Source organism: Hydrogenophaga sp. FW305-3-2-15-A-LB1 (assembly GCF_058787875.1).
Genome location: NZ_JBYTAE010000001.1, coordinates 114326 through 126550, shown reverse-complemented (window position 1 = coordinate 126550; position 12225 = coordinate 114326). Strand labels below are relative to the sequence as shown.

The window sequence follows — 12225 nt, the reverse complement described above, 5'->3', positions numbered from 1 at the left end:
GGCCCCTTGAAGCTAGCTAGCGCTGCCCAAGTGCTTGCGAGAGTTTCCGTGCTTCTTCCTTGAGGAGCGTAACAAATACGCTGACACGCGCTTGGTCCACGCGCACACCAGGACCGAAAACGGCCAAAGACCCCATGACTTTGTCGTTCCCCAGAAAAAACGGCACAGCAACCGCCACCGCGCCCTGGATCAATTCGTCCCGGCTTATCGCATACCCCTGTTCCCGGATCTGCTGCAGCCTGTCGAGATAGGCCGATACATTGACGGCTTCTCCGCTCTTGTTCAGATAGCTTTCGGGTGTGGGAACATGGGCAAGGATGGCACGCCCGCTAGCGCCCAACGTCACGTCTTCCCGATAGCCCAAGCCGCGTTTGAAACTGAGCGGCTGTGCGCTGGGCAATTCGGCCACACAGATTCGACTGTTGCCCTGGTGAACAAGCAAGGCAACAGTCTCGCCCGTCTGGTCCCACAAGCGGCGCAGCATCGGTTGCGCCAGGGTCGCTATGTCAAGACTGGAGCTCCACACGTGTGCAAGGTGCGCCACCGAGGGACCTAATTCGAAGCGCTGAGGATCACCGGACGACACGATGAACCCGCTGTGTTCCAGCGTGCGCAACAGCCTGTACAGGGTTGGACGGCTCAGGTCCACCCGCTTGAGCAGCTCACCCGCTGTCAGTTGGTGGTCGGTTGCCGTGAACGCCATGAGGATTTCCAGCGCTCTGTCCACGGCCCGGACACTCTCGCCCGGTTTTTCAGTTGGTCCCATAACTCCACCCAAGGTTGCACTTCTATCATGGTACCCGCCAACCAGTCCACTTGATGGACTGACTATTCAAAACTTGACAGAGCTCAATCGGTCCGTAAAATGGACTGTAATGTCATGCAGTGGACATGCCGATCAATTTTGGAGACCTGTCTATGAACAAGGAAATGTCTGAAGCGCTCACCCGCGTCGGTCCCGGCACGCGCATGGGCAACCTGATGCGCCGCTACTGGGTGCCGGCACTGGCATCGAGCGAAATCCCCGAAGCCGACGGGCCGCAGGTGCGCGTGCAACTGCTGGGCGAGAAGCTGCTCGCCTTTCGCAATAGCGATGGCAAGGCTTGCCTGATCGGCGAATTCTGCTCGCACCGAGGCGTGTCGCTGTACTTCGGCCGCAACGAGCACAACGGCATCCGCTGCGCCTACCACGGCGTGAAGTTCGACGGCATGGGGCAATGTGTGGACGTGCCGTCCGCGCCTCAGGCTTGCGCGCGCATGCACATAAAGGGCTACCCTTGCGTGGAGCGCGGTGGCATCGTGTGGACCTATATGGGCCCGGCCGATCAGCAGCCCGCACCGCCCGAGCTGGAGTGGTGCACGCTGCCGCCCGAACATGTGTATGTCTCCAAGCGCCTGCAGTACAGCAACTGGCTGCAGGCCATGGAAGGCGGCATCGACACCGCACACGTCTCTTACGTGCACCGCTACGAGGTGGATACCGACCCGATGCACCAGGGAGTGAAGGCGCTGGACTACATCAAGGCCGACGGCAACGTGAAGTTCGAGATCGAGCAGACGCCCTTCGGCCTGAGTCTGTTCGGCCGCCGCAACGGCGAACCCGATTCGTATTACTGGCGCATCACGCAGTGGCTGTTCCCCTGGTTCACGCTGATCGCGCCGTTTGGCGAGCATGCGCTGGGCGGGCATGTGTGGGTGCCGATCGACGACCATAGCTGCTGGGCTTGGAGCATCAACTGGCAGCCTGCCCATCCCCTCACCGACGAAGAACGCACCGCGATGGAAGAAGGTAAGGGCATTCATGTCGAATACGAAGCGCCCGGCAGCTTCATCCCCAAGCAAAACCGCGACAACGACTACTGCATGGACCGCGTGGCGCAACGCGAAGACCGCTCTTACAGCGGCGTGTTCGGCTTCTCCGCGCAGGACTATTCGCTGCAGGAAAGCATGGGCACGATCCAGAATCACGAGGCCGAAAAGCTACTGCCCACTGACAAGGCTATCGTGATGGCGCGCCGCATGTTGCATGAGGCCGCGCTCGGCTTGGCAGATGGCCAGACCCCGCCCGCGCTGGACCCAAGCGCACAGCACGTGCGCCCCGCCGGAGTGCTGCTGCCCAAGGAACAGGACCCCGTTGCGTGGGCACGCGAGCAGCTCGCCGACGCGACGAAAAAACCGGTCTTCAGCCTTTGAGCGACTTCACTTTTCCACCCCACGACAGACAGCACCGGAGACACCTATGAAAACCCACCTGAAACTCGCGGCGGCTGTCGCGCTCGCGGCCTGCGCGGCCACTGCCGCCTGGGCGCAAGGCGCGTCCGACTGGAAGCCCAGCAAGCCGGTGCGCATCATCGTGCCCATCGTCGGCAGCACCAACGACGTGCTCGCTCGCCTGATCGGGCCGAAGCTGCAGGAGGCGCTCGGCCAGCCATTTGTGGTCGAGAACAAACCTGGTGCGGGGGGCAACATCGGTGCATACGAGGTGAGCCGCGCCGCGCCGGACGGCCACACCCTGCTGATCGGCTACAACGGGCCGCTGGCGATCAACGTCACCCTGTTCGACAAGATGCCGTACGACCCTACCAAGGATCTCGCGCCCATCACGCTGGCGGTGAAGTCGCCGCAATACCTGGTGGTGAACCCGGCCACCGGCATCACCGATGTGAAGGACTTCATCGCCAAGGCCAGGGCCAACCCGACCAAGTATGCCTACGGCTCGGTGGCCATGGGCAGCGCCTCGCACCTCACCATGGAAATGATGAAGTCGGGGGCGAACTTCCGCATGACGCACATTCCCTACCGCGGCGCCGGGCCAGCCGTGGCCGATCTGATCGCGGGCAACATCCAGGCCGGCTTCTTCGTGCCCGGCAACGTGCAGGGCTTCGTGAAGGAGGGGCGTCTCAAGCTGCTGGCCTCCACCGGCCCGAAACGTTTTCCGAGTACACCGGACATCCCGACTCTCAGCGAGTCGGGGCTGAAGGACTTCGAGGCCACCTCGTGGATCGGTCTGCTCGCGCCGGCCGGCACGCCGCCGGCCATCATCAACCGCTACCACGAGGAGATGGTGCGCATTCTCAACTCGCCCGACATCCAGAAGCGCCTGCACGAGATGGAGTTCGAAATCGTCGCGAGCTCGCCCAAGCAGTTCAGCGACTGGATCGGCACCGAGATCGTGCGCTGGGGCAAGGTCATCAAGGACACCGGCGCCAAGGCGGAGTGAGCCGACATGAGCGCACCCCGACTCGCTGAGAAGACCGCGCTGATCACGGGCGGCGGTGCCGGCATTGGCGCCGCGGCGGCCACGCTGTTCTGTCGCGAAGGCGCGGCCGTGCTGCTGGTGGATGCCGACGCCCAGGCGCTGGAGCGCACCCGCCAAGCCATCGTGCAGGCCCTGCCCGGCGCGCGCGTGCTGTGCGTGGCGGCCAACGTGGCCGACGAGGTCGCCGCGCGCGCCGCCGTGCAGCAATGCAACGCGCAGCTCGGTGGCCTGGACATCCTGGTAAACAACGCCGCCATGCGCAACTACTCGGCCGCCGCCGACGCCACGCCCGCCGAGTGGCAGGCCATGGTGGGCGTGAACCTGGTGGGCATGTCCAACTACTGCGCCGCGGCCTTGCCGGCGCTGCGGCAATCGGGCGCGGGCAGCATCGTCAACGTCTCGTCGTGTTACGCGGTCACCGGCCGCAAGGGCATGGCGCTGTACGACGCGACCAAGGCCGCGCAACTGGCCTACACGCGCAGCCTCGCGTTTGAGGAGTCGTCGCACGGCGTGCGCGCCAACGCGGTGTGCCCCGGTTCCACGCTGACGGATTTTCACGTCGGCCGCGCGCAGGGCTCGGGCAAGAGCGTCGAGCAGCTCAGGACCGAGCGCAAGGATACTTCGCTGATCGGGCGCTGGGCCTCGCCGGAAGAGATTGCCTGGCCCATCGTGTGGCTAGCGTCCAGCGAGGCCTCCTTCATCACCGGTACCACGCTGATGGTCGACGGTGGCTTGCACATCATGTAGCTATTGGGGACATGTTCCCCAAGGTTCTTGTCTACAACTCCGCAATGTCAGCATCCAAGCTTTCTGCACTTGTCTACAACATGAGGCTTGAAGCCCCCGGCGTTGTTAGTGTCGAATTTAGGCCAGCCACACCAGACACTGTCTTCCCACCTCATGCCGCTGGCTCACATATCGACCTTCATCTGGGAAACGGCTTGGTTCGCAGCTACTCGCTGATGAACCCGATCACCGATAAGCAACGCTACGTGGTGGGCGTTCTCAAGGATCGTCAGAGCCGTGGGGGGTCGAAGTATGTCCACGAGAAGGTTCGCGTGGGCGATGTTCTGGACATCTCGGTGCCTCGCAACAATTTTCCGATGGAAGAACGTGCTCAGCAGTCCGTGCTGGTTGCAGGTGGCATCGGCATCACACCTATGCTGTGCATGCTCAATCGACTGGCTTCGCTGGGTCGATCTGCCGAGCTGCTCTATTTCGCTCGTTCCCGCCGGGATGCTGCGTTCTTGCAAGTGCTGGAATCGATGGAGTCAGGCCAGCTCAAAGTGCGGTACCACTTCGATGACGAAGTCGGTGCGTCTCCCGACCTGCCAACACTGCTGGCAGCGTATCCGGCCGATACCCATTTCTATGGCTGCGGCCCCGGCCCCATGCTGGACGCGTTCCAGAAGGCGTGCGACGGTCTGGGATACACCCACGTGCATCTGGAACGGTTCGCCGCCGTGGAACCTGTGGGGACGCCGCCCTTCAACGCCAATGGCTGCACCGTAGAACTGCGCCGAAGTCAGAGGATCATTCAAGTGCCGGCTGGTTCGACCATTCTCGACGCCATGATGGATGCGGGCATCATTCCTAGCTACAGCTGCAAGGAGGGGATCTGCGGTGCCTGCGAAACCAAAGTTCTGGCTGGCGAGGTGGATCACCGGGACAGCATCCTGACACAGCAAGAGCGAGCAGCCAACAAGTCGATGATGATCTGTGTGTCGGGTTGTCGTTCCAATTTGTTGGTACTGGATCTCTAAGACCGGTGTTGTTTGGATAGGTTGCGCGCTTGGCCGGTTTGAACACACCGCCGAGCAGGTCACGAAATCGGGTCAACTCCAACTCCAAGGTGCCAGTTGTGGTGGTGATTCCAATGGTCCGACGCAGCGGTGTGCTCGCTGGAGTTCTGGTAAGCGAAGCCATAGGCCCATTCGCTCAGATCCGACTGGATGAAGCGCTCGACCTTGCCGCTGGTTTGGGACCGCCACGAGCTGGGAATCGGTCACAAATACCCAAATCTTGGCAGGCCTGTGCGAAGTCTCTTAAGCGGAAGGCCGCTCCGTTGTCGATGAGCGGGAGCTAGATGCGCACACCCAGACTGGCGTAGTAGGCGTGGGCGTTGCACGAGAACTGCACCGCGTTGAGCGCCTTCTGGTCGGGGTGGATGTCGATGAACGCGATACGGGCAGGGTCATCAATGGTCAAAAAAACATCTTCCAGCCCGCTTCATCAACGCTATCCATGCATTTGCCCATCCACGGAATTGGGGCCCAACGCGCTGACCAGTCGAGTCGCGTTTGATGCCGGAAGCCTCATTCTGACACCTCCGCATCGGCGAGGAGTGGAACCGCTGCGCCACCGACCAGCAAGGACGCCAGCGCAACTGCATCAAAGCCGCATTCGCGCAGCACCGATTCGGTGTGCTCCCCCAATCGCGGCGCGGGCGCCAGCTTGCTGACGTCGTAACCCACCCAGCGCGCTGGCGCGCCAAAGGTACGCATCGCTCCTTCGCTCGGGTGCTCGACCTGACGGAAGAAGCCCACCGCCGCCAAGTGTGGGTCATCCAACAGTGATTCGACGGTGTTCAGAGGCACCGCCGGCACGTCGATGTCTTCGAACAGCTCCAACCAGTGCGCGGTGCTTTGCACGCATAGCGTCTGGCCCAGAAAGCCGTACACCTCGTCAATGTGGCGGGTGCGGCTGGCCAAGTCGGCGAAGCGCGGATCGACCCGCAAATCGTCGCGCTCGATGGCATGCAGAAAACGCTGCCAGTGGCCGTCGTTGTATACCAGCGCGCAGATGTAGCCGTCGCTGGTTTCGTATGGCCGGCGCCCGGGCGACAACAGCCGCACGTAGCCAGCGTCACCACTGGGCGGCTCGAAGGTGCGCCCATATAGGTGGTCCGAAAGCACCACGCTGGCCATGGTTTCGAACATCGGCACATCGATACGGCAGCCGCGTCCGTTGCGCTCGCGCCCGTACAGCGCCATGGCCACGCTGTGCGCTGCATGCAGGCCGACCATGCGGTCGGCAATCGTCAGCGGCACGTAGCGCGGCTCGCTCGCCCCGCTTTGCTGCTGTAAGGCGGCGATGCCGACCGCGCCCTGGATCAGGTCGTCATAGGCCGGGCGGCCGGCGTAGGGACCGTCCTCGCCGTAACCGTACACGCCGCACCAGATGATGCGTGGATTGATCATCGAGATGCTCTCGTAGTCCAGCCCGAGCCGGGCGATGGAGGCCGGGCGGAGGTTGTGCACGAAGACATCGGCGCCTTCGATCAGGCGCCGCATCGCAGCCGCGCCCTCCGGCGATTTGAGGTCAAGCGCCACGCTGCGCTTGTTGCGGTTCAGGTGCAGGAACAGCGGACCCATGCCGGGATGGCGTCCGGGGCCGATCCAGCGTGTCGAGTCGCCCTCAGGGGATTCAATCTTGATCACGTCCGCGCCATGGTCGCCAAAGATCTGGGTGGCGTAGGGCCCCATCAGCACCGCGCTGAGGTCGATCACCCGCACGCCCTCGAGTGGCCCGGCGGGTGCTGCCTGCTTGTGTTGGCTTGTCATCTGTGTCTCCTCTGATTTCTCGATGCCAGGCTGCCTCAGCGCCGAGTGCTGAGGAAAAACCGGATTGACGACCGTCCATCCTAACGATATTCTGATTACCAAACAAATGTTCCCATATCAGAACACAAGGAGGCTTCGATTCTATGAACATGCCCACGGCCAGCTTGCGCGAATGCACAGGCATCAATACCCGCGCGGAGGCTTCTCCCATGGCCGTGACCCGCGTGCTGCGGCTGCTGCGGATACTGGCCGACCGCCCTGCTGGCTTGGCCCTGACCCCGTTGTGCTTGGCGTTGAATGCACCAAAAACCAGCGTACTCTCGCTGTTGCGCGGCCTCACGGCGCATGGCTACCTGCAGCGCAGCAATGACCTGTATGAACTGGGCCCCGAGGCGTTCTCACTAGGGGCATCTCTGGTGTCGGCCCGCTCGCTCGACGTTGTGGCCCTGCCCTTCCTGCGGGAGGCAGTGGCGCGATCCGGCGAGACCGCCCTGATCGCCAGAATCGACCGCACCGCAGATCGGCTCGTCTACAACCCGATCTTCGAGAGCACCCGGACGATTCGATACGCCGTGCCAGTCGGCACGACACGGCCGCTGTTTGCCTCGTCCGCCGGGCGCGTGCTGCTCGCGTTCCAGGAAGAGGCATGGCGGCGTGACTACCTGCGCCGGGCCGATCTGCGGGCCATGACCGAGCACTCGGTCACCGACCCGGCGCAACTGGCGCGGATCATCGAGGAAGCCCGGGTGAGAGGGGTGGCGGTCACATTCGGAGAAGTGACACCTGACGTTGCCGGCTTTTCGGCCCCGATCTTCGAACCTGACGGGCGCGTGAACGCAGCGCTGATCATCGCCGCGCCGATCGAGCGCGGTCGCGCCGTCGCCGATGCGCTGCAGCACCTGGTGATGGAACTCGCCGCAAGCATCTCGGGGGCACTCGGCTACCGTGCGGGACCGGAATCGCGTGAGGTGGCAACGAATCAAGCCAGACCAATGCCCCAGACCCGCCGCTCGCGGTAACAGGCACAAACTTCAAAAGGAGACACCCCCATGAACAATGAACTGCTTTACGAAGTGAACGACGGCATTGCCGTCATCACCATCAACCGGCCCGAGCGCCGCAATGCGCTGAATCGCGCCGTGCGCGAAGGCTTTTTTGAGGTCTGGCGCCGCTTCGAAGCTGACGGGCAGGCGCAGGTGGCCATCCTCACCGGCGCCGGTGACAATTTCTGCGCCGGCATGGACCTGGTGGAAGCCGCAGACACTCAACTGCGCATCCCGCCAGCGGGCTTCATCGCCGTGCTCGGCGACAACATCGAGGTCACCAAGCCCGTCATCGCTGCCGTGCAGGGCTATGCCTATGCAGGCGGTTGGCTGCTCTCGCAGATGTGCGACCTGTGCGTGGCCGACCAAACCGCCAAATTCGCCATCACGGAGGCCAAGGTCGGGCGCGGCATGCCGTGGGCCTCGCCGGTCATCCACATGCTGCCGCAGCGCATTCTGATGGAAGTCGCGATGACCGGCGACCCGCTGTCAGCGCAGCGCGCCTACGAACTCGGCTACATCAACCGCCTGATGCCCAAGGGGCAAGCATTGCAAGGGGCCAAAGAGCTGGCGACCCGGCTCATGGCCAATGCGCCACTGACGGTGCGCGCGGCCAAAGAAATGGTGCGCCTGTCCACCGAGATGGGCCGCACCGCCGCGCTGCGCGCCTCCAACCGAGCGTTTGATGCCGTCTACCTCAGTGAAGATGCCCTGGAAGGCCCGCAATCTTTCCGGGAAAAGCGCAAACCGGTCTGGAAGGGGCACTGAAATGAGCATGACCACAACCAGAAAACCCGCACCGTCGTCCGCTATCCAAATCGCTGACATCACGCGGGAACTGGCCGCGCGCTGCGCTGACCTGTGCTACACCGATCTCCCGGAGGACGTGCGCCTGCGGGTCCGGCAATGCCTGCTCGACTGGATCGGGGTGACGCTGGCTGGCGCGTGCGAGCCACTGGTTCACATGCTGGCCGAAGAAGCCCGTGAACAGGGTGGGCATGCCCAGGCCACCGTCGTCGGGCACGCCATGACGACCTCCAGCCGGCAGGCGGCATTGATCAATGGCTCGGCCTCGCACGCACTCGACTATGACGACGTCAACATGGCCTGCACCGGCCACCCCTCGGTGGTCCTGATCCCGGCCTTGCTCGCCCTGGCCGAATCGCGCGGCGCCAGCGGACGCGACTTCATGACGGCCTTCGCCGCCGGCTACGAAACCATGTGCCAGTTGGGGTTGGTGTGCGGCGACGCACAGTATTCCAACGGCTTCCACACCACAGCCACGCTAGGCACGCTCGGTGCGGCCGCCGCCTGCGCACGCTTGCTGCAACTCGATGCCGACGACACCGCGACCGCGCTGGGCATCGCCAGCACCATGGCGGCTGGGCTGAAATCGATGTTCGGCACCATGTGCAAACCCTTGCATGCCGGGCGGGCCAGTGCCGACGGCCTGCAGGCGGCCCAGTTGGCCGCACGCGGCTTCACCAGCCGTGCCGATGCGATTGAATGTCCGCAAGGCCTCATCGCCACGCACGGTGGTACCGCGTCGCTGGGAGCTGCGGTGGCCACGCCGAACGGCGGCTGGCATCTGCGCCACAACCTGTTCAAGTTCCACGCCGCCTGTTATGGCACACATGCCGCCATTGAGGCCGCGAGCCACTTGCGCCTGCAACACGCACTGCGGGTTGATGACGTGTGCCGCGTGACGGTGCGTGCCAGTTCCGCCTGCGAGGGTGTATGCAACATCGCGGAGCCGCGCACCGGGCTGGAGGCCAAGTTCAGTCTCCGTCACACGGTAGCGATGGCGCTGGCCGGGGTCGACACCGCCGGATTGGACGCGTTCAGTGACGAAGCCGTATACGCGCCCGAGGTGGTGGCGCTGCGTGATCGGGTGCAGGTTTTGCTCGCACCTCAATGCCCGGACCTCACCCTCAGCGAGGTGGTGATCGAGACTCAGAGCGGCACAGTGCTGCGCCAACGCTACGACAGTGGGCGCCCAGCCAGCGACCTGCTGGAGCAGCAGCAGCGCCTGGAGGAAAAGTTTCGCCTGCTGGTCAAGTCTGTGCTCATACCTGACGAGTGCGACGAGCTGATAGACCTGGTGGCACGGCTCGACGAACTGACCGACCTCTCGCCGCTGGCAGGCATGCTGGCTCGCCAAGCGTGCGCTGATCGACACTAACAGCGTTTATTGGTGCGGGCAGGCTGGCGTGCGGAAAAAAAAGAGACGTGCAATACCCCTCATTGGTCGGCGTTTTTGCTCTCCGCGGAAGGGCTGCGCCCAATGCGGCAAAACAAGCGCTGCAACATGCTCCTGGTCTCCCCACGGGCCAGCTGCTGCGGATGGTGACCAACTCCAGGCAGCGCCGTCACTTCAAGCGGCATCAGACCGTGGCGAAACAATGCAATCGCGCTGGGCCGCCAGCCATATTCATCGTCATTGCCGAACAACACGGAGACCGGACAACGCACTGCGGCAAGCTCGACGCTCATGTCCCATTGAAGTGCCTGCGGGCTGGCCCAGGGCTCGTACCAGCCCCAGAACATGGTGTCGGTGTTGTCGCCATGGTGGCGACGAAGTTTTTCGCGCAAGCCGTCTTGCTCAAACGCGCGCCGCGCGACGGCCATGGCGTCCACCATGAACTGATCCACAGCCATGGTTGGCGAGCAGGCAAAAACGCCGCATACCAGCTCAGGATGCGCCGCCGCAGCCAGCACCGACATGGCTCCTCCATCACTGTGGCCGAACATCAACGCCTTGTGGATTCCAAAGTGGCGCAACACCTCGCCAAGCACCGGCCCAGCCTCTTCACGCCGGTAGCTGGGCTCGCGCCCACCCACCAGACTCTCGGATCGCCCATAACCATACCGGTCATAGGCCAGCACCGGCCAGCCGCTGGCTTCGGCCAACACCTGAGGCAGGTCTTTCCAGGTGGTGATGCAGTCCAGACCGCCATGCATCATCACGATGGTCGGCTGCCCGTTGCCCACATCACCCCAGGTGGTGGCGGCCAGCCGATGGCCTCCCGCAAACAGTTCGTGTTCCTTCATTTCGTTCTTTTTCATCATGTCAATCTGCCTCCGGGTTGGGCATTGCAGAGGATCCACACAGCCTACAGGTCGGCCTGTCCAGTCAGCAGTTGGCGCGCGACGGTGCGGCGCTGGATTTCGCCCGTACCGTCGGGTATACGCATCACGCGGGCGAAGCGGTAGCCCTCTTCCAGGCGCAGTTCGTTGGTCAGGCCCATGCCGCCGTGGATCTGGATGCTGCGGTCCATCACGCGCCCCAGCATCTCGGTCGAAAATGCCTTGACCATACTGACCTGTGCGTTGGCTGAGCGGCCGCTGTCCAGGCGCCAGGCACAGTTCTGAATCATGGTCTTGGCAGCGTAGATGTCCATCGCGCTGTCGGCCAGCATGAGCTGGATGGCCTGGTGCTCGGCAATGGGCACGCCAAAGGTTTTTCGCACCTTGGCGTAGTCCACCGCCTGGTCCAGCGCCCAGCGGGCCAAGCCCAGGCAGGATGCAGCCATGCCCATGCGCCCGGCGTTGACGCCGTCCATGGCCACCGCCAAGCCGTGCCCGACGTCGCCGAGCCGGTGGTCGTCGCGCACACGCACGCCGTCGAGCACGATGACGCCGGTGTCGCCGCCTAGGTGACCCATGGTGTTGATGATGCGCGGCACTGAAAAACCTGACGCGCGCGTGTCGACGAAGAAACCGGTGACACCACCCTTGTGGCGCGCTGCGGCTTCGGGGTCGGTCAGCGCGAACACCATGGCGTAATCGGCGTAGGGCGAGTTGGTTATCCACTGCTTGGTGCCGGTGAGCACCCATTCGTCACCGTCGCGCACGGCGCGGGTTTGCATGCCGAATACATCGGAGCCCGCATCGGGCTCGCTCAGACCAAAACACAGGGTCTTGTCGCCGCTGGCGATGTCGTCGCGGTACTGCGCGAAGATGTCCGGCTTCAGATGCCGCAGCACAGGCGACAGACCGTTGGTGAAGGGCGAGGGCAGCACCACCGTCTGCACCAGCGGCTGGGCCGGACCCACGCAGTGGTTGAGGCTCTCCTGCACATGGGCCATGACCTGCGCGCCCTGCCCGCCACCACCCAGTTTTTCGTCGCCGAACAAGGTGTAGAAGCCCAGTTCCGCGGAGCGCTTGCGCACCTGCTGGCGCAGCGCCAGCGCCTCGGGCACATAACGGCCGCTGGCGTCGAACAAAGTGCGTTCGCTGCCCAGCAGATCGTGGTGGCGCTGCTGCAGTGGCAGCACTTCGCGCTCCACGAAGCGCAGCACTGCCTCGGCAATCGCCACGGTATCGGGATCGATGGTGAAGTCCATATGGGAAACCTCGG

General features: G+C 63.6%; 12 protein-coding genes. 7 read left to right on the top strand and 5 right to left on the bottom strand.

Annotation, left to right across the window (positions count from 1 at the left end):
• Positions 1–16: 16 nt before the first annotated feature.
• Positions 17–766, bottom strand: coding sequence for an IclR family transcriptional regulator (locus AC3WPZ_RS00585; RefSeq protein ID WP_056272116.1), 750 nt, complete (start codon positions 764–766; stop codon positions 17–19).
• Positions 767–918: 152 nt separating this feature from the next.
• Here AC3WPZ_RS00585 and AC3WPZ_RS00580 point away from each other — a divergent pair, with 152 nt between their 5' ends.
• The 4 genes from AC3WPZ_RS00580 to AC3WPZ_RS00565 are packed head-to-tail and all read left to right on the top strand — an operon-like array spanning position 919 to position 5022.
• Positions 919–2193 carry an aromatic ring-hydroxylating oxygenase subunit alpha gene (locus AC3WPZ_RS00580; protein ID WP_056272119.1) on the top strand — a complete coding sequence of 425 codons (1275 nt, stop codon included), beginning with the start codon at positions 919–921 and terminating at the stop codon, positions 2191–2193.
• A 46-nt stretch (positions 2194–2239) separates the two neighbouring features.
• Positions 2240–3220 (top strand): Bug family tripartite tricarboxylate transporter substrate binding protein, encoded by a 981-nt coding sequence (locus AC3WPZ_RS00575; RefSeq protein ID WP_069047274.1) that lies wholly within the window; start codon positions 2240–2242, stop codon positions 3218–3220.
• Positions 3221–3226: 6 nt separating this feature from the next.
• Positions 3227–4006 carry an SDR family NAD(P)-dependent oxidoreductase gene (locus AC3WPZ_RS00570; protein WP_056272130.1) on the top strand — a complete coding sequence of 260 codons (780 nt, stop codon included), beginning with the start codon at positions 3227–3229 and terminating at the stop codon, positions 4004–4006.
• 44 nt (positions 4007–4050) lie between these two features.
• The gene (locus tag AC3WPZ_RS00565; RefSeq protein ID WP_492437751.1) at positions 4051–5022 is read left to right on the top strand and encodes a PDR/VanB family oxidoreductase; all 972 of its coding nucleotides are present in this window, start codon (positions 4051–4053) and stop codon (positions 5020–5022) included.
• A 319-nt stretch (positions 5023–5341) separates the two neighbouring features.
• Here the strand turns inward: AC3WPZ_RS00565 and AC3WPZ_RS00560 are convergent, their stop codons facing one another.
• Positions 5342–5467 (bottom strand): hypothetical protein, encoded by a 126-nt coding sequence (locus AC3WPZ_RS00560; RefSeq protein WP_256926968.1) that lies wholly within the window; start codon positions 5465–5467, stop codon positions 5342–5344.
• Positions 5468–5574: 107 nt separating this feature from the next.
• Positions 5575–6822: a CaiB/BaiF CoA transferase family protein gene (locus AC3WPZ_RS00555; protein ID WP_069047275.1), complete on the bottom strand. Its 1248-nt coding sequence runs from the start codon at positions 6820–6822 to the stop codon at positions 5575–5577.
• Between the two features lie 143 nt (positions 6823–6965).
• Here AC3WPZ_RS00555 and AC3WPZ_RS00550 point away from each other — a divergent pair, with 143 nt between their 5' ends.
• Genes AC3WPZ_RS00550 through AC3WPZ_RS00540 form a run of 3 tightly spaced genes read left to right on the top strand, consistent with a single transcriptional unit; the run spans position 6966 to position 10047 of the window.
• Positions 6966–7841, top strand: coding sequence for an IclR family transcriptional regulator (locus tag AC3WPZ_RS00550; RefSeq protein ID WP_235501286.1), 876 nt, complete (start codon positions 6966–6968; stop codon positions 7839–7841).
• Between the two features lie 30 nt (positions 7842–7871).
• Positions 7872–8633 carry an enoyl-CoA hydratase-related protein gene (locus AC3WPZ_RS00545; protein ID WP_492437724.1) on the top strand — a complete coding sequence of 254 codons (762 nt, stop codon included), beginning with the start codon at positions 7872–7874 and terminating at the stop codon, positions 8631–8633.
• A 7-nt stretch (positions 8634–8640) separates the two neighbouring features.
• Positions 8641–10047: an MmgE/PrpD family protein gene (locus AC3WPZ_RS00540; protein ID WP_177134583.1), complete on the top strand. Its 1407-nt coding sequence runs from the start codon at positions 8641–8643 to the stop codon at positions 10045–10047.
• A gap of 59 nt (positions 10048–10106) precedes the next feature.
• Here the strand turns inward: AC3WPZ_RS00540 and AC3WPZ_RS00535 are convergent, their stop codons facing one another.
• Positions 10107–10934, bottom strand: coding sequence for an alpha/beta fold hydrolase (locus tag AC3WPZ_RS00535; protein WP_082586005.1), 828 nt, complete (start codon positions 10932–10934; stop codon positions 10107–10109).
• 44 nt (positions 10935–10978) lie between these two features.
• Positions 10979–12211, bottom strand: a complete 1233-nt coding sequence (locus tag AC3WPZ_RS00530; protein ID WP_056278144.1) for an acyl-CoA dehydrogenase family protein — start codon at positions 12209–12211, stop codon at positions 10979–10981.
• Positions 12212–12225 lie beyond the last annotated feature (14 nt).